This is a genomic window from Nonomuraea monospora, assembly GCF_039531895.1.
Classification (GTDB): Bacteria; Actinomycetota; Actinomycetes; order Streptosporangiales; family Streptosporangiaceae; genus Nonomuraea; species Nonomuraea monospora.
Genome location: NZ_BAAAQX010000002.1, coordinates 216,572 through 240,813, shown reverse-complemented (window position 1 = coordinate 240,813; position 24,242 = coordinate 216,572). Strand labels below are relative to the sequence as shown.

The window sequence follows — 24,242 nt, the reverse complement described above, 5'->3', positions numbered from 1 at the left end:
CGAATGAGTGACATGCTGCGCGCCCCCGCAGAGGTGAAGTACGCGGAGGAGCTCGACTACCTGGAGTCGATCGACACCTCGCCCAAGCCGTTCTCCTGGCGGCTCAGCCCCCGCATGATCCGGGTGTTCGTGCTCGGCTCCGAGCGCGCCGACGGCATCGAGCGGGAGATCCCGCAGAAGTGGTTCGGCGACCGCAGCTTCGTCGAGCGCGCCATCGTGACGCTGGCCTCCGACCGCGGCCTGCTGCTGATCGGCGACCCGGGCACCGGCAAGAGCTGGCTGGCCGAGCTGCTCGCCGCCGCGATCTGCCGCAACTCGACCCTCGTGGTGCAGGGCACGGCCGGCACCACGGAAGACCACATCAAGTACTCGTGGAACGTCTCGATGGTCATCGCCAAGGGCCAGTCCCGCGCGTCGATGATCCCCTCGCCGATCATGACGGCGATGGAGCGCGGCGTGATCGGCCGCTTCGAGGAGCTGACCCGCTCCACCAGCGACGTGCAGGACGCGCTCATCTCGATCCTGTCCGAGAAGTACGTCTCCATCCCCGAGCTCGACGACGACAACATCGTCTTCGCCCAGCCCGGCTTCTCCATCATCGCCACCGCCAACAGCCGCGACCGGGGCGTCAACGACCTGTCCTCGGCGCTCAAGCGGCGCTTCAACTTCGTCCGCATCCCCGTCGTGACGAACAAGAAGAGCGAGGCGGAGATCGTCCGCTTCCGTACCGAGGAGCTGCTGCGCAGGCACCAGATCGAGCTGGACCTGCCGCCCACGCTGCTCGACATCCTGCTGCAGAGCTTCGCCGACCTGCGGTCGGCGGCGGCCTCGGCCACCAGCGACGACGAGAAGCTGGAGTCGGCGCTGTCCACGGCCGAGCAGATCGGCGTACTGGAGGACGCCATCCTGCACAGCCACTTCTTCGGCGACCGGGTGCTGCGCGCCCAGACGCTGGCCGGGTCGCTGGTCGGCTCGCTGGCCCGGCGCAGCCCCGAAGACCTGGCCATCCTCAACAAGTACTGGCACGGCGTCGTCGAGCCGCGCAGCAAGAAGGCCGGCGGTGAGTGGCCGGAGTTCCTCGAGGGCGGCCGCGAGGCCATCGCCACCCTGTCATGACCGGACGAACGAGCGAGCGGGCGGACGCCCGCACCGGCCCCTTCGACGCGCTGCGCGGGCAGCTCCTCGACGCCGCCGAGCAGTTCGCCGGCAGCCCCGTCGCCGTGTCCGGCATCCTGTCGGGCCTGGTGGAGGACGTGGACCGGGCGCTGCGCGAGGAGCTGGAGATCTTCCCGGTCTGCCACCACTCGCCGGCCTCCGCGCTGGCGATGCTGCGCAGGCTGCGCGAGAAGCAGCCGAAGGTCATCTACCTGGAGCTGTGCGAGGACCTCCAGCCGCTGCTGACCGAGCTGCGCAACTGCCGCCTGCCGGTGGCGCTGCAGGCGTTCGCGACCGACCTCGACGGCTTCCCGAAGGAGTCGGCGCCGCTGTCCGTGGTGGCGCCCATCACGGAGGCGTCGGCCGAGTACCAGGCCATCGCGTACGCGCTGGAGACCCCCGGCGTCGAGCTGGTGCTGGTCGACCGCTCGACCGACCACGTCTTCCAGTGGGCGCCGAAGGAGGAGGAGCCCGCCACCCCGAAGGACGAGGAGGCGGCGCTGCACGGCGACGCCGTCGGCGTCGAGATCGGCGACCTGCGGCCCGGCTTCGCCGAGCTGGAGGAGCACCTGCTGCACCACGGCAAGGTGCGTCACTGGTCGGAGTGGTGGGACCAGTACGTCGAGCAGCCCCTGTCCGGCGCAGACTACGACACCTACCGCCAGGTCATGGTGCTGATCGGCAGCCTGTTCCGCCGGCTGCGCCCCGACGGCGGCCGGCTGGCCGTGGACGAGGAGCGCGAGCGCTACATGTGGACCAGGATGCGCGAGCACCTGGCCGCCTCCGGCGCCGACCCGGCCGACTGCCTGTACGTGTGCGGCGCCTTCCACGCCGCCAGCCACGTCGAGCAGTTCGGCCTGAGGTCCGAGGCGCCGTACGAGATCAGCCCGCGCACCGGCACCAAGTGGCTGTACGGCCTCATCCCGTCCAGCCACTCGGCCATCGAGGCGCAGTTCGGGCTGGCCTCCGGCTCGGTGTCGATCGCGGCGGCCACCTGGGCCAAGGCGCTCACGCGCGGCAAGCTGACGCCGTTCCAGCTCGAAGGGCAGAAGGGCGCGCGCAAGCGGGCGGCCAAGCTGCCCGCGCCCGCCGCGCCCCAGGGCGAGGTGGCCGACAAGCTGACCGGGTTCCTGTCCAGGCCGCCCGCGCTCGACCCGCTCGACGACGCAGAGCTGGTCGGCTGGTCGGTGGACATCGTCCGGCTGGCCCGCCGCAACGGCTACCTGGCCAGCACCGCCGACGCGATCGCGGTCTACGAGACCTCGATCCTGCTCGCCGGCATGCGCAACCGCGCCCGGCCCACCCCGTACGACTTCCAGGACGCCGCCGTCACGTGCATCGAGAAGGACGCCGTGCCGGGCAGGCGCGACATCCGGCGGCTGTGCGAGATCCTGCTCGGCGGCGACCGCGTCGGCGAGGTCGGCTACGACGCGATGCCGCCGCTGGCCAGGAACGTCTACGACCGGCTCGCGCCGCTCGGCCTGGACCTGGAGAAGCGCACGATCCAGCGGGCGCTGCTCGACCTGAACGCCGAGCCCGACCTGGTGCCCTGCTCCGACCTGCTGTGGATGCTGCGCTATCTGCTGCCGTCCGACGCGGTGCGGCCCATCATGGGCGAGCGCAGGCTGGGCGAACGCTCGATCCAGGAGAGCTGGGACCTGGCGTTCGGCAAGCACCAGCGCTCGATCATCGAGCTGGGCTACGAGGGCGTCACCATCGAGCAGGTGCTGGAGCAGCGGCTGCGGCGTTCGGTGCACGACCCGAAGGCCACGGCGGCGGTCGCGCTGGCGGCGGTCGAGGACTCCATCCTGTTCCTCGGCAGCCGCCGCTTCGCCGACGAGCTGGGGGCGCGCGCGGTGGAGCTGCTGTCCGCCGAGCGCACCGTGGACGACGCGCCCGAGGTGCTGCGCCGCATCCGGCGGCTGCTCGCCTACTACCGGGCCAACGAGCCCGAGCTGCCCGCCTGGTGCGAGTCGTTCGTGACGACCGGCTACGCGCACTACTGCACGCTGCTGCCGACGGCCTTCGTGGACGACGACACCGGCGTCCGGCAGGTGGCGGCCATGCTGGGCTTCCTGTTCACCATGGAGAGCCTGGCGCTGGCGCTCGGCTGCGACAGGGCGCAGCTCGAACTGGCGGTGCAGCAGTCGCACCCCGAGTCGCCCGACAAGGTGGCGCTGCTGTGGGCGGCGCACCACCAGCTCGGCCTCCTGCCCATCGCCGACCTGCGGGCCCGCTGCGACGAGCTGCTCGCCAACCCGCTGGTCGTGCCGTCGTTCCCGCGCTACATCATGGGGTTCGTGCAGGCCATGGAGCCCGCTCCTGGGCTGTCCGGGTTCGTGGTGGAGGTGATCTCGAAGGCGTTCGGGCGGCTGCCCGACAACGTGCTGCTGCCGTGGCTGCCCAAACTGATCACCACGCTGCGGGACGGGGCGGCGGAGCTGGTGCCGGTGCTGATCCGCGAGGCGGGGCGCACCTTCCCCGGCTCGCTGACGGCGGTGGACGCGTGGGTGCCGCCGTGGACGGCCCGCCCCAAGCCTCCCGCCACGTCCGCGCCGGCGGCCTCCGGGCCCGTGGCGTCGCTGCTCCTGGCGCATCCGGACGCTTGCGACGCGGTGGCGTCGTTGCTCGGGTGCTCGGGAGCGTGGGTTGCGGCCGGGGGCGATGAGCATCGGGAGGTGAGCGCGCTGCTGGCCGGGCATCCTGAGCCGGTGCTGGCGGTGGCGGGGCTGCTGGGCTGACGGATCGCCGGCCGGGTCACGTGCCGAGGTGGCCCGGCCGGCGCGGTGATTGAGAGGATTTGTCATGAGATTTGATGACTCGGGCGAGATGCTGCGGGTCTGTGTTGAACGGCTCGGCGAGAAGGCCGGTCGGCAGCTCGTGGCCATGGCCCGGCGCGGCTTCCTGCTGGACCGCCCGACGGCCGCCGCGCCTGCCACCGGCCGGTGTCGGCTGGGTGGGCCCGCGTTGCTCGAACCCGGCACTGCCTGGCCCGAGGCGGGCGGCTTGCCCCTGTCCCTGCACGCCGTGCTCGACACCGACGCCCTCGCCCCCTGGCTCGGTGACGAGCTGCCCACGCGGCCCGGCCTGCTCAACTTCTTCTACCTCGACCCCGACGTGCCGTACGAGGTGTACAAAGACCTGGACCTGTTCGACCCCGAGGCGTGCCGCGTGATCCCCGCCGACCCGGCGCGCGCCGTAGAGACGCCCGCACCGGAACCGGCTAGAAGCTACCCGGCCACCCCCGTCCACGCGGCCCCGGTGACCATGCTCCCCGACTGCTGGGACCTCGAGGAGGGCGACCTCGACTACGACAGCGACGAGCACTGGGGCGTCCCGTCGCTCGTCCTCAACACCATGGACGGCCTCGACGCCAACACCGCGGGCCACCACTGCGCCTTCGGCTGGCCCGACACCTCCTACGCCTCCCCGGTCACCGGCCGCGACGCCGACGGGCCCGCGATCCACCTGCTCCAGCTCGCGGAGGACGCCGAGCTCGGGTGGGGCTGGGGGGACGCCGGCACGATGTACTTCACGATCCCGGCGAAGGCGTTCCTGGCGGGCGACTACAGCCAGGCACGGGCGGACATGCGCTGCTGCTGACCTTCCAGCGGTCAGCCGGTCGGCGTCGCGGGGCGGCAGGTCGTGCCGGGCGCGGGGAGGCGCAGGTCCATCAGGTACGCGTTCGCGTGCGCGATCGTGCAGGCGTCCCCCGACAGGTACAGCCCGTGGCCGTGCCCGTCGTAGCGGACCGTCGCCGAGCCGGGCACCCGCCGCACGATGTCGGCCGTGTTCGCGTAGTCCTCCCACGTGCCCGCGCCGAGGAACGGCGGCAGCCCGGCGGGCAGGGGATCGCCCGGGTTCTTCACCGGGACGGGCCAGCCCACGCAGCCGAGCCGATGCCACACCCCCGCGCTGGCCAGGTTCGGCGACAGCTTCTCGCCCAGCGCCCGGACCGCCTGGTACTGGCGGTAGTCGCGGAAGCGGAGCCCGTCCGCGCAGTGGGTCATGTTCATGGCCACGGTCGACATCAGCTTCGCGCTGCCGGTGCCCGCCTTGATGTACTTCGCGAACCCGCCCGCGTCCCCGGCCTCGGCCTGCCTGATGGCCTGAGCGAGGCGCCGCCAGCCCGGATGTTCGGGCGCGGGGCCAGGCGTGCGCAGGTTCGGCATCGCGGCCGTCTGCAGGTCGAACCCGGTGTACGTGGCCGCCTCGCCCTCGACGGGCAGCGGCGTGCGGTCGGCGGCGGCCACCAGCTTCCGCCAGCGCGCGCCCACGTCGCCGGGCCCGCAGACGTCCCGCGCCGACGCGCACCACTCCACGAACCGGCCGAACTGCTCCTCGCTGACCTCGAACCGTGCCCGGGCGTCCGCCACGGGGTCCCGGAGCTGGTTGATGGCCCCGTCGAAGTACGCGGCCCTGAGCCGCTGGGGGAACAGGCGGGCGTACGTGACGGCCGTGACGCCTCCGTACGAGGTGGCCAGCATGCTCAGCCGCCGCTCGCCGAGCGCGGCCCTGATCGCGTCGATGTCGCGCGCCACGGACGCCGAGTTGAAGTTGTCGAAGAACGCCGGATCGGCGTTCCTGCACTTCAGCGCGCCCTCGCGGATCGTCGCACCAAGACGCCGGTACTCGGCGCGGGTGCGCGGCGAGGTGATCCACGGGCCGGTCGTGAAGCACTCGCGGGGCAGCAGTCCGTACGTGGCGGCGTTGCGCGGCTCGAGGCTGACCACGTCGAACCGCTCACGCAGCTTGGTGAAGTCGTCGCGGTCGCCGGTGAGGTCGTCGATCCCGGAGACGCCGGGGCCGCCGGGCACGTTGAACACCGTGCCCTCCGACCGTCCGGTGGCGGGCAGCTTGGCGACCTTGATGGTGATCTTGCGCCCGTCCGGCCTCGCCCAGTCGACCGGCACCTGGACGGTCGAACATCGCAGGTCCTGCGGCCGTTCGGGACCCTCGCAGGGGCCCCAGCGGAGTGTGTCCTGGGCCGCTGCGGGGGTTGTCACGAAGGTGCCGGCCAGGGCGATGATCGCAAAAAGTCTCATGCCTCCCAGGCTCGTCTTTCCCGCCCCGGCCCTCGATCGTGGTACGGCCCGTCTTCGAGGTAGTGCCAGGACTAGCTCATGCGACGACCTCAGAAGGGGCCGCTCTCCGGATAACCCGCCTTGATGACGGCCTTGCGGGTCTTGGCGTCCAGCTTCTTCTCGCTGACGACCTTGCCTGCCGCCGGCGGGGTGATCTTCACCTTGGCGCCCCAGCCCGAGAACCTGGTGTCGGTGTGGAAGGCCATCTGGTCATAGGCCGTGGAGTCGTCGTCCGGGGAGGTCGTCGTGTCCACGATCGCGCGGGTGAGCCGGTTCCGGCCGTCGAAGTACAGGCGGAATTCCACGTTTCCCTCGCCGGCCGACTTGTCGTTGCTGAAGTCGGCGAGCGAGGAGGTGCCCGCATATTCGCCGGTCGCCACTTCCGAGGCGTTCTTCAGCATGAATTGCAGGCTCGCCGGAGTGACGCCCATGTCGAGAACGCTGTTTTCCCGCGCCGAGGTCTTCGCGTGCACCCAGCAACGGACGCCGGGCAGCGCCTTGGCGATGCCTGCATTGGTCACGTAGGCGTTTCCGCCCTCGGCGACGACGCGGTAGGCGGGGCTGGCGCCTTTCTGCCGCGTGGACATGCGGACCCGCAGGTCGGCGCCGCGCACGCTGCCCTTGCCGAAGGCCAGGGTGCCAGACGTGCGGGTGTTCACCTGCACCTGCATGGCCTGGTCGTCGACCGTGAAATCGAGGGTGATGCTGCTCGATTCGGTGACCTTCACGCCTTTACCCGGGACGAGTTGGGCCTTCAGTACTTTCACCGGGTCCGCCGCCGCGGCGATCTGCGCGGATGCCGCCTGGGCGGGTAAAGCCATCGCGCACACGGCGGCGAGGCCTGCGAAGAAGAGTTTCATCAGAGTCCCTGTCTCGGTGGTACGGCAGGGAAAAGAGTAAGAGGGTGGTGCCGGCGAGATAAGCGAAATTCTGTAACGATAAGGATTGGCGGGCTGAGGTGACGTCCGCCGCGCGCGTACCGGCTTCCCGCCGATGACGCGCGCGGGCCGGGCGCCGTCGTCAGCCGAAGACGCGGGCGAGCCGTGGAATGCGCCGCACCACCAGCCAGTCCACCAGCAGCACCGCCGCCATCGTGACCCCCGCCAGCGGGAACAGCACTCCCAGCACCCCCATGACGGCCATCACCCCATAAGCGGTCCGCCGATCCGTGGGCCGGGCCGGGGCGCCGGCGCGTCCGCGGGGGCGGCGCTTCCACCACATCCACGCCCCGGTGACCACCAGCGTGACGATGGTCAGGCAGGCGCCCAGCATCACGACCAGGTTGGCGGTGCCGTAGCGGCGTCCCTCGTGCAGGGCGACGCCCTGCTCGACGGCCTTGGCCAGCACCCCGTACTCCGCCCACCCGTACGACACCAGCACTCGCCCGCTGTACTGATCGACGTGCAGCGTCTGGGCGGCGGACGGGTCGCGGCGCGGGTCGGTCACGATCGTGTAGACCCCCTGCGGGCCGTCCGGCAGCAGGACCTTGAGGTCGCACTCGCTCGGCGGGCAGGACCGGATCGCGGGCCTGGCGGCGGCCAGGGCGTTCTCGATGGGCAGCGCGCCGGGCTGCAGGACGCCGTGCGCGGCGTGGTGGCCCGCGTGCCCGTCCTGGGAGGGCGGGACGGGCAGGCGCTCGGCCGCCCACGGCACCTTGGCGTCCGGGTTGGCGGACAGGTCGCCGGACAGGCGCGGGTCGGAGGTGTGCGGGAAGTCGCCGGCGCTGGGGTAGGTCGAGCCCGTACGCTCCTGGACGCGTTGCAGGGCGTCGCCCCACACGCCCGACCACGGCAGGCCGGACAGGACGAGGAAGACGACCACCGCGCCGCCGCCCAAACCGGTGAGGATGTGCAGCCGCCGCAGCCGCCCGCGTCCAGGGCGGGTGGGCTTCCTGCGGGTACGCCGGCCGCGCCACCACAGGTAGGCGCCGGTGGCGACGAGGATCAGCGCCCAGCAGGCGGCGGTCTCCACGACGCGGTCCCCGACCGTGCCGGACATCAGCTCGCCGTGGATGGTCCGGACGACGCGCATGAACGTGGCCCCGTCGTCGATCTGCCCGACCACGGTGGCCGTGCCCGGATCGACGTACACGGAGACGCCCTGCGCCCAGGGGCCCGTCTCGGCGCCCTGGAGGATGACGCGGGTGGTGCGGTCGGCGGACGTGGGCGGGATGACGGACATGACGGGAGAGCCCGGGCGGGCCTGCTGGGCGGCGGCGATCTGCTCCGACAGGGGGCGGGCGGCGGTGACGGGTTGGGCGAGCGTGCGCACGTCCTGGTAGCGCCACTCCTCGAAGGGCTCCTTGAACAGGTAGACGCCGCCGGTGACGGCCAGGACGAGCAGGACGGGGGCGACGAAGAGCCCGGCGTAGAAGTGCCAGCGCCAGACGGTGCGGTAGCGCTGGGACGGGGCTTTCGCCGTCGGGGGCGGGGTGGTTGTTTCCGGGCGCGTTTCGACAGAGGTCATGGGGGGCTCCGTTCCGGAGGCGCGCGGGTGCGGGGACGGGCGCGCACCGCGTTCAGGCAGGGGAAAGGCAGGCGTGGGGACGTCCGCACGCTCGTAGTCACGAAATGCCGGTTTCGATCCCCTGCCGAGGTGGTCCGCGCCGGCACAGAGCCCAGGCCAGCACTTGTGAGGTGAGAACGTCGCCGTAGCCGACGGTCAGTGGTGTCTTCGACCTGCGTGGCGGGGTGGGGCGTGCGGTCAGCAGGGCCCACAGGCCGGGGAGTGAGCAGGCCAGCAACCGCAGCAGCAGGGCGAGCGCCGTCTCGCCGCGATCCAGCCACCACGCCGACACGGCCGCGACCAGCACGTGCGCGATCAGCATCCCGAGCCCGCCGTAGAGCCCGCCGCCGTGGTGATCCACGTGGGATGGGTGATGGACCGGGGAGGAAGCCGCGAAGAGCTGGTGGATGCCGTACTCGACGGCGGAGGAGGAGGTGAAGAGCTGGTGCATGCCGTACTGGGCCGCGAACGACGCGGCGAGCAGCGTACCCGTGGATCGCCGCCGGCGGGCCAGCGCGAACGCGCCCGCACCCGTCGCGGCCGTCGCCACGACCACCGTGCCCAGGCCCGCGACGGGCCCTCCGGCCAGGACGTGCATCCCGAGGGCGGCGAGCACGCACACGACCGCGAACACCGACGCCCGCAGCCCGCGCAGGCCGGGCCGCCCGGCCTGCGCGGTGTCCCTGCTGCCGGTGCCGCGTCCTTTCTGGTCGGAGTTCATGCGCGATCACCGCTCACACGGACAGATACGGCGGCCCGGCGGACGCGGTTCAACCCATGTGAGAGAAGTTCGTGACTAGCCCCGGCTGTAGACGAGCCGTGGCGGGCTGCCCCCGAAGAGCCGGCTGACCGTGACGAACCGGTAGCCCCGCTTGGACAGCGCCTTCAGCACCTTCGGGATGGCCCGCACGGTCGTGGGGTGGATGTCGTGGAACAGGATGACGCTGCCCGGCCGGACCGCCTTGACCGCCTTGCGGGCCACCCTGGCGCTGTCGCGGTAGCGCCAGTCCAGGGTGTCCACGCTCCACATGACCACCGGGCGTCCGGCCTGCCGCCGCACCGTCGCGTCGAACGCGCCGTACGGCGGGCGGACGAGCTTCGGCCTGATCCCGATCGCCGCCTTGATCGCCCGGTCGGTGCGGGTGAACTGCGAGCGGACCGACGCGGCGGACAGCCTCGTCAGGTCGGGGTGCGACCAGCTGTGGTTGCCGATCTCGTGCCCGGCCGCGTACGTCCTGCGCAGGGCGCCCGGGTAGGCGGCGACGTTCTGGCCGACGACGAAGAACGTGGCCCGCGCGTCGTAGGCCGCCAGGGTGCGCAGCAGCGTGTCCGTGTACTTGCCGGGGCCGTCGTCGAAGGTGAGCGCCACGCACTTCACTCGACGGCAGTCGACCGGCTTGGCCGCCGGCGCCTCGGCGGCGGTGCCCACGGATAAGGCCACCTCCACCGCGATGGCCGCCTGCGCGGTGCTTGTGGTGGCCTGCGCGGGTTCAGGCGTGGTGGCGAGCGTGCCCGCGCCGCCCAGCCCCGCCGTCAGGACGACCGCGGCGATCGCTCGCGAGGTCCCCCGTCTCATGCCGATGTTCATGTTTCCCCCTGTACGAGCACCGCCCCCGGTGCATGTCCCCCATAAGACGACCCCGCAGGGATCGTTCCAAATGGTTGGACTCCCGGCCACCGCTCCTGGTTCGCGCAGAATCGGGTCCCGGATGAGTAACAGGGCTCAGGCGTGCCCGACCGACCGCAGCCCCGCCAGCGCCGCCTCGGCGAAGGCGCTGACGACCTCCCCGCCCTGCACGGGAGGCCAAACGGCGGAGGTGGACCAGGTCAGCCTGGGTTCGTCGATCGGCCGCCACACCAGCCCGGCGGGCAGCTCGTCGTACGGCTCCTCGTTGAGGTGCGCCCCCAGCCCCGACATGACCAGCCCGTGGACGAAGTGCGGGTTGCGGGCGTGCCGGATGGCGCTGGGCAGGAAGCCGTTGTCGCGGCAGGCCTCCAGGACGTGGTCGTAGAGGTGCGGCGCCATCTCCCTGGGGAAGATCACCAGGGCTGAGCCGTCGAGGGTGCGCAGCCGTACGACGTCCTGTTCGGCGGCGCGGTGGCCGGCGGGGAGCACCACGCCGAGCCGCCGGTGCACGACCTCGCTGGACTCCAGGCCGACGGTGTCGCAGGGGTGCCGCACGAGGCCCGCGTCCAGCTCCTCGGCGCGGAGTTGGGCGAGCTGGCTGGCCGTGGTCAGCTCGTGCAGTTGCAGCAGCACGTCGGGGACGCGTTCGGTGAAGCGCGCCACCAGGGTGCGCAGCGCCATCGGGGTGGTGTCGGGTGGCACGCCGGCCCGCAGGACGCCGGAGGCGCCGGGGCGGATGCGGCGCATGGCCTCGCGGGCGGCGTCGGCGTGGTCGAGCACGCCGCGGGCGTGTTCGAGGAGCAGCGCGCCCGCCTCGGTGAGCGAGACGCGGTGCGGGTTGCGGTCGAAGAGCCGCACGCCCAGCTCCCGTTCCAGGTCGCGGATGCGCTGGGACAGCGGCGGCTGGGCCATGTGCAGCCGTTCGGCGGCCCGGCCGAAGTGCAGCTCCTCGGCCACGGCGACGAAATAGCGCAGGTGACGCAGCTCCATCCGCCTCACCATATCGCTCTGATATCGCCAAGGGACTCCATTGATGTTGGCCACGGCCCCGTCACACCTGGTTGTATCCCGGCAAGCCCGTTGACCTGCGAAGGGACGATTGTGACTGTGCTGCTGGACCGTGACGGACCCGTCGCGGTGATCACCCTGAACCGGCCGGAGAAGCTCAACGCCTGGACCGCCGACATGCGTGAGCGGCTGATCGCGCTGCTGGCCGAGGCGGGCGCCGACCCCGAGGTGGGCGCGGTCGTCCTCACGGGCGCCGGGCGGGCCTTCTGCGCCGGGCAGGACCTGGGCGAGACGGCCACGATCGACCCCGACGACCACGCCGCCTCCGACGCTTGGATCGACGGCTTCGACCGCCTCTACCGGGCGGTGCTCGACCTGGACAAGCCGGTCGTGGCGGCGGTGAACGGCGTGGCGGCGGGCTCCGGCTTCCAGTACGCGCTGCTGGCCGACCTGCGCGTCGGCCACGCCGGCGTGCGGATGGGACAGCCCGAGGTGCTCTCCGGCATCCCCAGCATCACCGGCATCTGGGCCATGTGGAACATTCTCGGCCGCGCCAGGACCACGGAGTTCGCGCTGACCGGGCGGCTGGTGTACGGGGCGGAGGCGGAGCGGCTGGGCCTGCTGACCAGGCTCGTCGGCGAGCGCGAGGTGCTGGCGGAGGCCGTCAAGCAGGCCAAGGAGCTGGCCGCGCTGCCGCCGGGCGCCGTGGCGCTGACCAAGGGGCGGCTGCGCGAGCTGGAGAGCCAGGCGCTGGCCGACGCGGTGGTGGCGGCCAAGAAGGTGCACGCCGCCGCGTACGCCTCGGGCGAGCCGCAGCGCGAGATGAACAGGTTCCTGGAAAGGAGCGCCCGATGACCGGGTGGAGCGTTCCCGAACGCTACAACATGGCCGTGGACGTGGCCGACCGCCACCCACGCGAGAACCTGGCGCTGATCTTCGAGGATCACACCGGCGCCCACGAGGAGATCCGCTGGGGCGAGATCCAGGATCGCTCGCGGCAGATCGCCGCCTGCCTCCAGGGCGCCGGCGTGCGTCCCGGCGACCGGGTCGCCGTCATGCTGCCGCAGCGCACCGACACGCCCGCCACCTACCTCGGCGTCCTGCGCACCGGGGCCGTGCTGGTGACCATGTCGCTGCTGTGGGCCGACGACCAGATCGCCTACCGGCTCGCCGACTCGGGCGCGTCGGTGCTGGTCACCGAGGCGGGCGCGGTCCGCAGGGCGGGCGGCTACCAGGGCATCGTGGTGGACGTGGACGACCCGGCGCTCGCCCGGTTCAAGCCGGAGTTCACGGACGCCGACACGGCCGCCGACGACCCGGCGCTGATCTTCTACACCTCGGGCACGACCGGCCCCGCCAAGGGCATCGTGCACGCGCACCGCACGCTGCTCGGCCACAACGAGTTCGAGGTCTGCCACGACCTGCGCCCCGGCGACGTCTTCTACGGCGCGGGGGAGTGGGCCTGGTCGATGGCCAAGCTCATGGGCCCGCTGCGGGCCGGCGCCGTGCACTACGTGTACCGGCCGGCCGCCGGCTTCGACCCGGACGGGCTGCTGGCGGGCATGGCGCGCAACGGCGTCACGACCGGGCTGGTCAACCCCACGTTCCTGCGCAAGATGCGCGAGCAGGTGCCCGACGCGGGAGCCCGCCACCCGCAGCGCCTGCGCACCGTGTGCTGCGCCAACGAGCCGCTCACCGCCGACCTGATCCGCTGGTTCCGCGACCAGTTCGGCGTGACGCTGCTCGACTACTACGGCTCGACGGAGTCGTACCCGCTGATCGGCAACTTCCCCGGCGAGCCGGTCAAGGAGGGCTCCATGGGGCGCCCGCTGCCCGGCTGGGACGTCGCCCTGCTCGACGAGTGGGAGCGGCCGGTGCCGCAGGGCGAGGTCGGCGAGATCTGCCTGCGGGCGCGGAGCAACCCGCAGTTCCCGCTCGGCTACTGGAACCGCCCCGAGGCCTCCCAGGAGACCTTCGGCGGGGACTGGTTCCACACCAAGGACCACGCGCGCGTGGACGAGGACGGCTACTACTGGTTCCTCGGCCGCGTGGACGACGTGATCAAGACCTCCGGCTACCGCGTCGGCCCCGACGAGATCGAGGAGGCGCTGCGCGCCCACCCGGCCGTCGCGGACGTGGGCGTGGCCGGGGTGCCGGACCCCGTACGCGGCCAGGCCGTCAAGGCGTGGGTCCTGCCAGCACCCGGCTACCGGCCGGGTGAGGAGCTGGCGCGGGAGATCCGCGAGTTCGCGAAGACCACGCATTCGCGCTTCGCCTACCCGCGGGAGATCGAGTTCGTCACCGAGCTGCCCCGCTCGGCGACGGGGAAGATCCAGCGCGCCCGGCTCCGCAGCCGGCACACCAAGTAAGGGAGCACCATGACCCCCCAGGATTCCGCCGCCGTGCGGCGCAAGGTCTCGCTGGCCTCCGCGATCGGCAACTTCGTCGAATGGTTCGACTCGGCGGCGTACGCCGTGATGTCCGCGACCATCGCCGCGCTGTTCTTCCCCGACTACGACAAGACGGCCGCGCTGCTCGCCACCTGGGCGATCTTCGCGGGCGGGTTCATCGCCCGGCCGCTCGGCGCGGCCTTCTTCGGCCGGTACGGCGACCGCCTCGGCCGCAACAGGATGCTCGCCCTGACCGTGCTCACCATGAGCGGGGCCACGTTCCTCATCGGCATCCTGCCGACCTACGCCTCCTGGGGCATGGCGGCGCCGATCCTGCTGTTCCTGCTGCGCTGCGCCCAGGGCTTCTCCACGGGCGGCGAGTACACGGGCGCGTCGGCGTTCATCGTCGAGTACGCGCCGGACGGCCGCAGGGCCCGCTTCGCCGCCGCCGTGCCGGTGACCGTGGGCCTGGCCAGCGTGGCGGGCTCCGGCGTCGGCTTCCTGATCACCTCGGCGCTGTCCACGGAGGCGCTGCAGAGCTGGGGCTGGCGGGTGCCGTTCCTGCTGGCCGCGCCGCTCGGCCTCATCGGCCTCTACCTGCGCTCCAAGGTCGAGGACACGCCCGTGTTCCGTTCGCTGGAGAAGCACGACGAGGTGGAGCCCGCGCCGCTGCGGGAGGCCGTGCGGCGCTGCGGGCGACAGATCGCCACGCTGTTCGGCTACAGCATCACCAACGCCGTCGGGTACTACCTGATGAGCAGCTACATGATCGCGTACATGTCGGAGGAGCTGGGGTACTCCAAGAGCGAGTCGCAGCTCACGAACGTCGTGTCGATGCTCGCGTACAGCGTGGCCTGCATCTTCGCCGCCAGGGCGAGCGACCGGTACGGGCGCAGGCCGATGCTGATCGCGGCGTGCGCGGGGTTCGTGCTGCTGCCGCTGCCGGCGTTCTGGCTGATGGGGTCGGGGCTGGCGGGCGCGATGCTGGGCACCTCGCTGCTGGCCATGCTGGTGTCGGTGATCGGCACCTCGAACGTGCCCGCGCTGGTGGAGATGTTCCCCGCGAAGGTGCGGGCGAGCGGCTCGGCCATCGGCTACACCGCCGCGTACGTGCTGTTCGGCGGCACCGCGCCGTTCGTCGCGACCGGGCTGGTGTCGGCGTCGGGCAGCGCCATCGCGCCCGCCTTCTACATGGTGGTGATCGCGGTGGTGTCGCTGGTCGTGGTGCTGACCTCGTTCAAGGAGACGCGCGGCCTGCGCCTGGACCGGGGCGTGGACGCCACGGTTCCCGCCGCCCGGGGTTGACAGCGGGGGAGGGCTGGTCTTCTCTCGAACCCATCGGGGTAGGGAGGGGAGCCCCGCATGCGCGCGATCCGCCGATCCGTCGTTGCCCTGATCGTCGTCGTCGCGCTCGTGACCGTCCCCCGCGACCCGGTGCTCGCCCAGGCGCCCGCGCCGGGCGGGCCAGGCCTCCCGTCGCACTTCGGCCTGGCCCGCAAGGACTGCGTGGGCACCGCGACGTCCCGCTCCTCGAAGGTCTGGTACACGGTGGCGGGCGGCGTCCTGTCCGACGTGTACGAGCCCACCATCGACAACACGAACGTCGAGACCATGCAGTTCGCCGTCACCGACGGCAGGACGTTCACCGAGTTGCAGGCCCGCGACACCACCTACCAGGTGGCCACCGACCGGTCGGGCATGACCTGCACGATCACCTCCGTCAGCAAGGCGGGCCGCTACCGCCTGACCGCCACCTACCTGACCGACCCCGACAGGAACGCGGTGGTCGTCCGTGCCCGCCTCCAGCCGCCCGGCCTGCGCCTGTACGCCAGGCTCGACGCGAGCGTGAACGGCAACGGCGGCGGCGGAGCGCCCAACGGCGGCCCCGACAACGCGATCGTGGACCCGAAGACCGGGGCGCCCGTCGTCTGGGACGACAACACCGAGACCTCGGCCCCGGCCCGCGACTACGCCGTCCCCACCCATCTGGCGCTGCGCGCGGAGCGGCGGCTGCCGCAGGCGAGCGTGGGCTACGCCGGCACCCCCAGCGACGGCGCCGCCCAGCTCGACGCCGCCCGCGAGCTGACCCCCCACACCGAGGCTCTCTCCGGCAACGTGGTGGCCACCGCCCGGCTGCCGATCGACGCCAGGGGCGAGGTCACGTTCGCGCTCGGCTTCGGCCGCGACAGGGCCGCCGCGCTGCGCACCGCCGCCGACGCCGCCGCCCGCCCGTTCGACGGCACCCGCGCCCGCTACGAGGCAGGCTGGGCCGCCTACGACGCGAGCCTGCGCAGGCCCCCCGCCGCGCTGGACGGCCTCTACCGGCTCTCGGCCAACGTGCTCAAGGCCAGCGAGGACAAGACGTTCCCAGGCGCGGTCGTCGCCTCCCTGGCCAGCCCATGGGGCCAGGCGGTCGGGGCGGGCGAGCTGGCCGGCGGCAAGGCGATCTACTTCGGCTCCTACCGCGAGGTGTTCTCCCGCGACCTGTACGAGGCGTTCACCGGCTTCCTGGCCGCCGGCGACGTGGCCACCGCCCGCGCCACGGCCCGCTTCCTGCTGGAACGCCAGCAACTGCCCGACGGCCGCCTGCCGCGCAACTCCCTGCTCAACGGCCGGCTGGCCCCCGACTCCGGCGGCGACCAGCTCGACGAGACCGCGTACCCGATCCTGATGGCCTACCAGTCGGGCCTGACCGGCGTGTGGGACGACGTGCGGGCCGCCGCCGACTTCCTCGTCTCGCACGGCCCGGCGTTCGGCGTGGAGCGATGGGAGGAGCAGTCGGGCCACTCGCCGTCCACGATCGCCGCCGAGATCGCCGCGCTGGTCGCGGCGGGCGAACTGGCCACGCGCCACGGCGACCAGGCGCGGGCCAGGCTCTACCGGGCCACGGCCGACCACTTCGCCCGCTCCGTCAAGGCGTGGACGGTCACCACGACGGGCCCGTACGCGCCCCGCTACTTCCTGCGCCTGTCACGCGGCGGCGACCCCGACGCGGCCGTCTCCTACAACCTGGGCAACGGCGGCCCCACCGAGGACCAGCGCCGCGTGGTGGACGCCGGCTTCCTGGAGCTGACCAGGCTCGGCATCCTGCCGGCCGACGACCCCGACGTGCTCGCCAGCCTCCCCGTCGTCGATCGGGTGATCAGGCGCGACACGGCGAGCGGCCCCGGCTGGTACCGCTACGGCTCCGACACCCCCGGCACCGAGGACGGCTACGGCGACTGCCACGAGCCTGACCCCACCGCCTGCGCGCCGTCGGGCAAGCCGTGGCCCACCGGCAACAACGGCTCGGGGCACGTGTGGCCGGTGCTGGCGGGCGAGCGGGCCGAGCAGGCGCTGCAGACCCGCGACCAGGGCACGGCCGCCGCGCTGCTGTCCGCCATGCGGGCCATGGCGTCGGGCACCGGGCTGATCCCCGAGCAGGCGTGGGAGAACCCGGCCCTGCCCGCCTCCCCGTACGGCGCCGACCCGGCCACCGCCTCCATCGGCTTCCGCGACGGCGGCCCGGCGGGCTCGGCGTCGCCGCTGACGTGGGCGCAGGCCCAGGTCGTCCGGCTCATCCTGTCGCTCGGCTCCACCAGGCCCGTCGAGCAGCCCGAGATCGTCCGCCGCCGCTACGGCGACCCGCCGCAGGCCGCCCCGCTCACCGTCACCGCCCCGGCCGACGGCACCCCGGTCACCGGCACGTCCGTGCCCGTGACGGGCAGCACGGTCCCCGGCGCGCGGGTGGAGGTCGCCGCCACGCCCATCGACACGGGCGCGGCCACCCAGGTCGTCTCCGTGCGGGCCGGCGCGGACGGCGGCTTCGCGGCGCTCGCGCCGGTCGCGTTCGGGGAGGTCGTGATCACCGTGACGGCCACCGCCACGGACGGGCGCACCGGGTACGCGCGGCGCACGGTCGTCGGCGACATCGTGGACGCCACCACGGTGCTCGACGTCGAGGACCCGGAGGGCGACGACCACGGGCCGGGCACGTACGCGTACCCGACCGCCGCCGACTTCCACGACGGCGCCTTCGACTTGCGCAGGTTCCAGGTGATCACCGACGCGAGCACCGTCTACCTGCGGGCCGAGCTGCGCGACCTCACCCCCACCTTCGGCAACCAGATGGGCGCGCAGCTCCTCGACGTGTACGTCCGCGACCCGGCGGTCGCCACCACCTCGGCGGAGGCGGCGTTCCCGCAGCGCAACCACCGCATCGCCGAGCAGGACGCCTGGTCGCAGCGGGTCGAGGCGCAGGGCTTCGCCGCGCCCGTGTGGGTGACGGCCGGCGGCGCGGCCCCCGCGGGGGCCGTGGTGCGCGCGTCCGGCACCACGCGGACGATCACGATCGCCCTGCCCAGGGACACGTTCGGCACGCCCGGCCCAGGGTGGCGCTTCGCCGTGGTGCTGACCGGGCAGGACGGGTTCAGCGCCGACCAGGCCAGGCCGTTCGCGGCGACGCCGCAGCCGTACCAGTTCGGGGTGTGCGCGGCGGGCGGCACGGACCCGCTGTGCGCGGTGGACCCGGGCACCGTGCCCAAGGCCCTCGACGTGCTGGTGCCGCCGGGCCGGTCGCAGGCGGACGTGCTGAACCCGCTGCTCGGCCCGGTGGCCGTTCCGGCGATATCAGTCCCATAGGGGGGTGAGGAGTGCCAGGAGCGCTGCAACGCGTCCTGGAGCCGCCGCCTGGCGGGAGGCGGCACGTCGCCGTTGGTCGCCGGCGGCAGCGCGGGCCGCGCCGGAGGCACCAGCACCGCCGTCTCCTCCTCCCCGGCCGGCCGCTCCACCTCGGTGTAACCGCCCTCGGCCCCGCGCACGATCACCCCGGTCTCCACCCCGTGCTCCACGGTGTGCCGGTCACGCGCCTGCAACCCGAGGCAGATCCGCCGGGTGATCACGAACGCCAGCACGGGCCCCAGCACGACCGCGACCCGGAAGATCCACGTCGTCGCGTACAGCGAGATGTGGAACGTGGTGGCGATCAGGTCGTTGCCCCCGGCCGCCCACAGCACCCCGTAGTAGACGACCCCGGCGACCCCGAGCCCGGCCCGCACCGGCACGTCGCGCGGCCGGTCGAGCAGGTGGTGCACGGCCCTGTCACGGGTCACCCACCGCTCCACGAACGGGTAGACGCCGAGCGCGACGAACAGCAGGCCCGGGGCGCCCAGCGCGGGCAGCACCACGCTCATCGTCACCGTCTGGCCGAACACCGTGAACTCCCACGGCGGCATGATCCGCAGCGCGCCCTCCAGGAAGCCCATGTACCAGTCGGGCTGGGAGCCCGCGCTGACGTGCCCCGGCATGTAAGGCCCGTACAGCCAGATGGGGTTGATCTGGAACACGGTGGCCAGCAGCGCGACCACCCCGGTCACCCACAGGAAGAACACCGTCGTCTTCGCCAGGAACGCCGGGTAGAACGGCGCACCGCGCACCACCCGGTCGTTCAGCCCCTTGGCGCGGAACTGGGTGTGCGTCTGCCGCCAGGTCAGCACCACCGCGTGCAGCGGGATGAGCAGCAGCAGGATCCCGGGCACCAGCAGCACGTGGATGCTGAAGAGCCGGGGGATGATGTCCGTGCCGGGGAACTCGCCGCCGAACAGGAACATCGCCAGGTACGTCCCCACCAGCGGCACCGAGATCGTCACGCCGTGCAGGATGCGCAGCCCGGCCCCGGACAGCAGGTCGTCGGGCAGCGAGTAGCCGAACAGCCCGTTCAGCATGACCAGCCCGAACAGCGCCACGCCGATCAGCCAGTTCAGGTCGCGCGGCTTGCGGAAGGCGCCGGTGAAGAAGTTGCGCAGCGCGTGCACGACGATGGCGGCCAGGAAGATCAGCGTGGCCCAGTGGTGCATCTGCCGCATCAGCAGGCCGCCGCGCACCTCGAAGCTGATCTCCAGCGACGAGGCGTACGCCTCGCTCATCGTGACGCCCTTCAGCGGCACGTAGACGCCGTCGTAGACGACCTCCCGCATGCTGGGCTTGAAGAACAGCGTCAGGAAGACGCCCGTGAGCAGGATGACCACGAACGCGTACAGGGCGATCTCGCCGAGCAGGAACGTCCAGTGGTCGGGGAAGATCTTCCGCATCGCCTTCTTCAGGAACCCGGCGCCGCCGATCCGGTCGTCCAGCGCCCCGGCCAGTGAGCTGCCCTTCATCGCCACCCCGCATCCGGCTCGGTTTTCTCGTCAGAACCAAGACGTCGCAGGGCGGCGATTTGTGACACGCAGCTTGTCTCGTCATGCGAGGGACCGGGCAGGGGCGGCGGGTCGTGACCGTCAGGCGAAGCGCTCCACGGTGACGGGGATGGGTCCCTGCTCGCGCACGGCCTGGCGGTGGTGGTGCAGCAGCGCGCCGAGCGCCGTGATGGGGCCGGAGCCGAGCCGGGCGGTCACGTCCACGCACCAGGCGATGCCCGCGCCGATGCGGCGCAGCTCCCAGGTGAAGCCGTGGCCGCCGGCGTTGACGGAGGCCGTGCCGACCACGCGCGGGTTGCCGGTGGGCTCCAGGCGCAGCGCCGTGCTGGCGTTGGCCAGGCCGGTCTCGCCCAGCTCCCCGGCGAACAGGATGCGGTAGCGGCGCGCCCTGGCCGGGCCGTTGCCGAGGTGGAGCGGGGCCGTGGTGGGCAGCGAGCGGCGCTCCTGGAAGAGCGTGCGCAGCCCGGCCTCCTCGGGCAGCCCGCCGCCGCCGAGCACCTTGAAGGCGCGCACCGCCTCCTGCCTGCTGACCGGTGTCACGCGGGAGCGCAGTGCGGTGTCGGCGCGGATGGCCCTGCTCAGCTCGGCCGAGGCGGACCAGGCCCCGATCTCCGCCACCCACTCGGCGCCGTCGATGCCGGCCGCCGTGTAGTCGTCGCACAGGACGAACTCCTCCACCAGGAGCCCTGCGGGTGATCGATCGCCCGCCGTCGCGGAGATCAGGTAGTAGTCCACCGGCCCATGATTGTGGTCGGCGGAACGCCAGATCAAGATCATCGCAACGTGCCGCGCCGACGTGTTCGCATGGGTTCGGTCAATACGGGAAGGAGTCCGCCGGATCGCCGATAACCGGTCTAATCTGAATGACTGCCTATATGTCAGGCGCGGGAGGCATCAAGGATGCGGAACGGCCGGACCAACAAGACAATACTCACCATCTGCGCGGCAGCCCTCGTAGCGACCGCCGGCTGCACCTCCACAAGCGGCGGCGCGGGGCCGACACAGCAGCAGGGCCCCGTGGCCAAGCTGTCGATCACCCCCGCCGACGGCGCCAAGAAGGTCGCCCCCGACACCGGCATCACCGTCAAGGCCACCGGCGGCCAGGTCACCAAGATGACCGTCGCCGACGCCAAGGGCCGCGCCGTACGGGGCGCCGTGGCCGCCGACGGCCAATGGCGGCCCCAGTGGCCGTTGCGGCCCGCCACCACGTACACGATCAGCGCCGAGGCCAAGGGCACCGACGGCAAGGCCGTCACCGGCACCGCCACCTTCACCACCCTCAAGCCGAAACGGGCGCTGGAGAGCGGCATGTCGCCCCTGGACGGCGAGAAGGTCGGCGTCGGCATGCCCGTCCAGCTCCTCCTCTCCCAGCCCATCACCTCCAAGGAGGCCAGGGCCGCCGTCGAACGCTCGCTGGTCGTGCGCATGTCGCAGCCGGTCGAGGGCGCGTGGAGCTGGGTGAGCGACCGCGAGGTCCAGTTCAGGCCGCGCGAGTACTGGCCGGTCGGCGAACAGGTCACCGTCGTGGCGCACCTGGCCGGCCTGCGCGCCGGATCAGGACTGTGGGGGACGAAGGACCGCAGCGTGTCCTTCACCGTCGGCCCCGAGCACATCACCAAGGTCGACGCCAAGACCCACAAGGCCGTCGTCGAGAAGGACGGCGAGGTCGTCAAGACCATCCCCGTCAGCCTCGGCAAACCCGGCGACGACAGCTACTCGGGCATCATGATCGCCCAGGAGAAGGCCGCCGACCTCGTCATGGACTCCGCCACCATCGGCGAGCCAGGCGAATACCGCATCCGCACCAAGTGGAACGTCCGCATGACCTACAGCGGCACCTTCTTCCACGCCGCCCCCTGGTCCACCGGGGCGCAGGGCAGCTCCAACGTCAGCCACGGCTGCGTGAACGCCAGCCCGGCCAACGCGCGCTGGTTCTACGAGTTCACCCAGCGCGGGGACATCATCGAGGTCACGGGGACGTCGCGGAAACTGGAGTTCGGCAACGGGCCCACGCCTTGGGCCAAGTCGTGGGAGGAGTGGCTGGCGGGGAGCGCGCTGGGCAAGCCTGTGAACGGGTGAGGGGCATTTTGTATGGATATTCTTCGCCGATATCCAGGGGGTTTCCATGAATGCTCCCTTTGTAGCCCGGGCGATTTACCATGGAGCGAACAAGGGCGCCGTCCTGTTCCATTCGAATCCGTTGGAGGGGCGAATTCGGGGAAGCTCAGGGCTCGCAGGGGAAGGTGACGTGATAACGGGTGCCTGCTGAAGGAACCTGGCGGGGGCCGCATCGGCTGCCGGCCATCGCCCTGTGGCTGCTGGTGTGGGCGCTGAACGCCTACGAGTTCCTGCTGGCCGTCTAGGCGGCGGTGCCGGGGACCACCAGGCCCGACTCGTACGCGAAGACCACGAGCTGGGCCCGGTCACGCACGCCCAGCTTGATCATCGACCGGCTCACGTGCGTCTTGGCCGTGGCGGCGCTGATCACCAGGTGCTCGGCTATCTCGTCGTTCGACAGGCCCCTGGCGACCAGGGCGACGATCTCACGCTCCCGGCCGGTCAGCCGGTCCTGCCCGGGGGCGGGGGCGGGGCGGGGCGGGGTGCTGACGTACTCCTCGATCAGGCGGCGCGTCACCGACGGCGACAGCAGCGCGTCGCCGCGCGCCGCCACCCTGACCGACTGCAGCAGGTCGGCCGGTTCGATGTCCTTGAGCAGGAAGCCGCTGGCGCCCGCCCGCAGCGCGGCGAAGACGTACTCGTCCAGGGCGTAGTTGGTGAGGATCACCACGCGCACGCCGTTCAGCTCGGGGGTGGCGCCGATCCTGCGGGTGGCCTGGATGCCGTCGAGGAGCGGCATGCGGACGTCCAGCAGCGCCACGTCGGGGAGGAGACGCTTGGCCAGCTCCACGGCCTGCGCGCCGTCGCCTGCCTCGCCCACGACGGTGATGTCGTCGGTCAGCTCCAGCAGGGCCTTGAAACCGGCGCGGATCAGCGGCTGGTCGTCGGCCAGCAGCACCCTGACGGGCCGCGGCCTCACGCCACTGCTCCGGCTGGGAGTTCCGCGCGGACGGTGAAGCCGCCGCGTTCGCCGGGGCCCGCCGCGAGGGAGCCGCCGACGGCCACCGCTCGTTCGCGCATCCCGATCAACCCCATCCCCGGCCCGGGCACGCCCGGCTCGCCGTCGTTCTCCACCCGCAGCACGACCTTCGACGGATCGTATTCCACGGCCACCGTCACCGCCGCCGCGCCCGCGTGCCGCAGCACGTTGGTGAGCGCCTCCTGGGCGATCCGGTACGCGGCCCTGTCCACCTCGGGCGGCAGCGCGTACGGGTGGCCCGAGACGGTGTGCGCCACCCGCAGCCCCGCCCCCTCGGCCCTGGACACCAGGCGCGGCAGCCCCGACAGGCCCGCCTCGGCGCCCTCCGGCTCGCTCTGCCGCAGGACGCCCAGTGTGGCGCGCAGCTCGTCCATCGCCTCGTGGCCCGACTCCTTGATCGCGGCCAGCGCCTCCCTGACCCGCTCGGGCTTCCTGTCCAGCAGCTCCATGGCCAGCGCCGCCTGCACGTTGACCACCGAGATGCTGTGGGTGAGCGAGTCGTGCAGCTCCTGGGCGATCCACAGCCGCTCCTCACCGGCCCGCCGCAACGCGGCCTCCTCCCGCGTCCGCTCAGCCTCCCGCGCCCGCGACGCCTCCGCCTCCGCCCGCTGCGCCTGCGCCTCGGCGCGCTGCGTCTCCGCCTCGGCGCGCTGGGTCTCCGCTGCGGCGCGTTGCTCCACCGCGTGCAGGTACGCGCGCCGGCTCCTGGTCACCTCGCCGATCACCACCATGGCCACCAGCCAGCCGCTCAGCAAGGCCATCCAGTTGCCCGCCCCCGGGTCCTCGGACGACAGCGCCATCAGCCCGTACACCGGCACCGCCAGCCCGATCGCCAGCCAGATCGCGTCGGCGCGCCGCCCCAGCACGGCGAGGGTGTAGATCGAGGCCAGCGCCGGTGCGGCGGCGAACACGCCGGGGTAGTGGGCGGCGTAGTACACGACTCCGCAGGCCGCCGCGACGATCCCGGCGGTCAGCGGGGCGGACCGGCGGAAGGCGAGCGACAGGGCCGCGATCGTGATCAGCACCAGGCCCGCGGGGTCGATCGGGCGCTCGTAGGGCCCGGTCCACGACAGGTTCGCGTACGTGGCGGGCACGATCGCGACCAGGCTGCCCACCGCGATGAGCGCGTCCGTTCTGCGGCTTTCCATGTCCATAAGGTAGCGATCGCCCTCTGAACGGACGTCATCCCGAGGGCGTACG

Annotated in this window: 17 protein-coding genes and 1 pseudogene; 8 read left to right on the top strand and 10 right to left on the bottom strand. The window is 72.3% G+C overall.

Annotation, left to right across the window (positions count from 1 at the left end; translation table 11 throughout):
* The first annotated feature begins 3 nt into the window (after positions 1-3).
* The 3 genes from ABD331_RS04405 (at position 4) to ABD331_RS04395 (ending at position 4,758) form a co-directional block, all read left to right on the top strand.
* Positions 4-1,116 (top strand): ATP-binding protein, encoded by a 1,113-nt coding sequence (locus ABD331_RS04405; RefSeq protein WP_148435546.1) that lies wholly within the window; start codon positions 4-6, stop codon positions 1,114-1,116.
* Positions 1,113-3,896 (top strand): DUF5682 family protein, encoded by a 2,784-nt coding sequence (locus tag ABD331_RS04400; RefSeq protein WP_344470939.1) that lies wholly within the window; start codon positions 1,113-1,115, stop codon positions 3,894-3,896. Before ABD331_RS04405 ends, ABD331_RS04400 begins: the two co-directional genes overlap by 4 nt.
* A gap of 64 nt (positions 3,897-3,960) precedes the next feature.
* The gene (locus tag ABD331_RS04395) at positions 3,961-4,758 is read left to right on the top strand and encodes a DUF1963 domain-containing protein (protein WP_344470938.1); all 798 of its coding nucleotides are present in this window, start codon (positions 3,961-3,963) and stop codon (positions 4,756-4,758) included.
* Between the two features lie 11 nt (positions 4,759-4,769).
* Here ABD331_RS04395 and ABD331_RS04390 read toward each other — a convergent pair whose 3' ends face one another.
* The 6 genes from ABD331_RS04390 to ABD331_RS04365 form a co-directional block, all read right to left on the bottom strand.
* The gene (locus ABD331_RS04390) at positions 4,770-6,200 is read right to left on the bottom strand and encodes an alpha/beta fold hydrolase (RefSeq protein WP_344470937.1); all 1,431 of its coding nucleotides are present in this window, start codon (positions 6,198-6,200) and stop codon (positions 4,770-4,772) included.
* A gap of 89 nt (positions 6,201-6,289) precedes the next feature.
* A complete protein-coding gene (locus ABD331_RS04385) occupies positions 6,290-7,099 on the bottom strand; it encodes a hypothetical protein (protein WP_344470936.1) in 810 nt (269 codons plus the stop codon).
* A gap of 160 nt (positions 7,100-7,259) precedes the next feature.
* Entirely contained in the window at positions 7,260-8,705 is a 1,446-nt protein-coding gene (locus ABD331_RS04380) for a PepSY-associated TM helix domain-containing protein (protein ID WP_344470935.1), read from the bottom strand.
* A 97-nt stretch (positions 8,706-8,802) separates the two neighbouring features.
* Complete coding sequence (locus tag ABD331_RS04375; RefSeq protein WP_344470934.1) at positions 8,803-9,465, bottom strand: hypothetical protein; 663 nt, start codon at positions 9,463-9,465, stop codon at positions 8,803-8,805.
* Between the two features lie 75 nt (positions 9,466-9,540).
* On the bottom strand, positions 9,541-10,320 hold the full coding sequence (locus ABD331_RS04370; protein ID WP_344470933.1) for a polysaccharide deacetylase family protein: 780 nt from the start codon (positions 10,318-10,320) through the stop codon (positions 9,541-9,543).
* Between the two features lie 147 nt (positions 10,321-10,467).
* Positions 10,468-11,361 carry a LysR substrate-binding domain-containing protein gene (locus ABD331_RS04365; protein ID WP_344470932.1) on the bottom strand — a complete coding sequence of 298 codons (894 nt, stop codon included), beginning with the start codon at positions 11,359-11,361 and terminating at the stop codon, positions 10,468-10,470.
* Between the two features lie 111 nt (positions 11,362-11,472).
* Between ABD331_RS04365 and ABD331_RS04360 the strand changes: the two genes are divergently transcribed.
* Genes ABD331_RS04360 through ABD331_RS04345 form a run of 4 tightly spaced genes read left to right on the top strand, consistent with a single transcriptional unit; the run spans position 11,473 to position 18,389 of the window.
* Positions 11,473-12,234 (top strand): enoyl-CoA hydratase/isomerase family protein, encoded by a 762-nt coding sequence (locus ABD331_RS04360; protein WP_344470931.1) that lies wholly within the window; start codon positions 11,473-11,475, stop codon positions 12,232-12,234.
* Complete coding sequence (locus tag ABD331_RS04355; RefSeq protein ID WP_344470930.1) at positions 12,231-13,748, top strand: acetate--CoA ligase; 1,518 nt, start codon at positions 12,231-12,233, stop codon at positions 13,746-13,748. Before ABD331_RS04360 ends, ABD331_RS04355 begins: the two co-directional genes overlap by 4 nt.
* A 9-nt stretch (positions 13,749-13,757) precedes the next feature.
* Complete coding sequence (locus ABD331_RS04350) at positions 13,758-15,074, top strand: MFS transporter (protein WP_344470929.1); 1,317 nt, start codon at positions 13,758-13,760, stop codon at positions 15,072-15,074.
* 57 nt (positions 15,075-15,131) lie between these two features.
* On the top strand, positions 15,132-18,389 hold the full coding sequence (locus ABD331_RS04345) for a glucodextranase DOMON-like domain-containing protein (RefSeq protein ID WP_344470928.1): 3,258 nt from the start codon (positions 15,132-15,134) through the stop codon (positions 18,387-18,389).
* A 134-nt stretch (positions 18,390-18,523) separates the two neighbouring features.
* Here the strand turns inward: ABD331_RS04345 and qcrB are convergent.
* Together qcrB and ABD331_RS04335 are read right to left on the bottom strand one after the other, a co-directional pair.
* A pseudogene (gene qcrB, locus ABD331_RS61270) lies at positions 18,524-19,906 on the bottom strand (cytochrome bc1 complex cytochrome b subunit); the annotation flags it as partial.
* A 120-nt stretch (positions 19,907-20,026) separates the two neighbouring features.
* Entirely contained in the window at positions 20,027-20,722 is a 696-nt protein-coding gene (locus ABD331_RS04335; RefSeq protein WP_344470927.1) for a hypothetical protein, read from the bottom strand.
* Between the two features lie 123 nt (positions 20,723-20,845).
* Here ABD331_RS04335 and ABD331_RS04330 point away from each other — a divergent pair, with 123 nt between their 5' ends.
* Positions 20,846-22,024 (top strand): L,D-transpeptidase, encoded by a 1,179-nt coding sequence (locus ABD331_RS04330; protein ID WP_344470926.1) that lies wholly within the window; start codon positions 20,846-20,848, stop codon positions 22,022-22,024.
* A 280-nt stretch (positions 22,025-22,304) separates the two neighbouring features.
* On the opposite strand, the gene ABD331_RS04325 is transcribed toward ABD331_RS04330, so the two are convergent.
* Positions 22,305-22,982, bottom strand: a complete 678-nt coding sequence (locus ABD331_RS04325; protein ID WP_344470925.1) for a response regulator — start codon at positions 22,980-22,982, stop codon at positions 22,305-22,307.
* A complete protein-coding gene (locus ABD331_RS04320) occupies positions 22,979-24,190 on the bottom strand; it encodes a sensor histidine kinase (protein ID WP_344470924.1) in 1,212 nt (403 codons plus the stop codon). Before ABD331_RS04320 ends, ABD331_RS04325 begins: the two co-directional genes overlap by 4 nt.
* Positions 24,191-24,242: the final 52 nt, after the last annotated feature.

Excerpts from the sequence above, each read along its gene's own strand:
- ABD331_RS04405 (WP_148435546.1), top strand. The coding sequence starts at position 4 with ATGAGTGACATGCTGCGCGCCCCCGCAGAGGTGAAGTACGCGGAGGAG.
- ABD331_RS04400 (WP_344470939.1), top strand. The coding sequence starts at position 1,113 with ATGACCGGACGAACGAGCGAGCGGGCGGACGCCCGCACCGGCCCCTTC.
- ABD331_RS04395 (WP_344470938.1), top strand. The coding sequence starts at position 3,961 with ATGAGATTTGATGACTCGGGCGAGATGCTGCGGGTCTGTGTTGAACGG.
- ABD331_RS04390 (WP_344470937.1), bottom strand. The coding sequence starts at position 6,200 with ATGAGACTTTTTGCGATCATCGCCCTGGCCGGCACCTTCGTGACAACC.
- ABD331_RS04385 (WP_344470936.1), bottom strand. The coding sequence starts at position 7,099 with ATGAAACTCTTCTTCGCAGGCCTCGCCGCCGTGTGCGCGATGGCTTTA.
- ABD331_RS04380 (WP_344470935.1), bottom strand. The coding sequence starts at position 8,705 with ATGACCTCTGTCGAAACGCGCCCGGAAACAACCACCCCGCCCCCGACG.
- ABD331_RS04375 (WP_344470934.1), bottom strand. The coding sequence starts at position 9,465 with ATGAACTCCGACCAGAAAGGACGCGGCACCGGCAGCAGGGACACCGCG.
- ABD331_RS04370 (WP_344470933.1), bottom strand. The coding sequence starts at position 10,320 with ATGAGACGGGGGACCTCGCGAGCGATCGCCGCGGTCGTCCTGACGGCG.
- ABD331_RS04365 (WP_344470932.1), bottom strand. The coding sequence starts at position 11,361 with ATGGAGCTGCGTCACCTGCGCTATTTCGTCGCCGTGGCCGAGGAGCTG.
- ABD331_RS04355 (WP_344470930.1), top strand. The coding sequence starts at position 12,231 with ATGACCGGGTGGAGCGTTCCCGAACGCTACAACATGGCCGTGGACGTG.
- ABD331_RS04350 (WP_344470929.1), top strand. The coding sequence starts at position 13,758 with ATGACCCCCCAGGATTCCGCCGCCGTGCGGCGCAAGGTCTCGCTGGCC.
- ABD331_RS04345 (WP_344470928.1), top strand. The coding sequence starts at position 15,132 with ATGCGCGCGATCCGCCGATCCGTCGTTGCCCTGATCGTCGTCGTCGCG.
- ABD331_RS04335 (WP_344470927.1), bottom strand. The coding sequence starts at position 20,722 with ATGATCTTGATCTGGCGTTCCGCCGACCACAATCATGGGCCGGTGGAC.
- ABD331_RS04330 (WP_344470926.1), top strand. The coding sequence starts at position 20,846 with ATGCGGAACGGCCGGACCAACAAGACAATACTCACCATCTGCGCGGCA.
- ABD331_RS04320 (WP_344470924.1), bottom strand. The coding sequence starts at position 24,190 with ATGGAAAGCCGCAGAACGGACGCGCTCATCGCGGTGGGCAGCCTGGTC.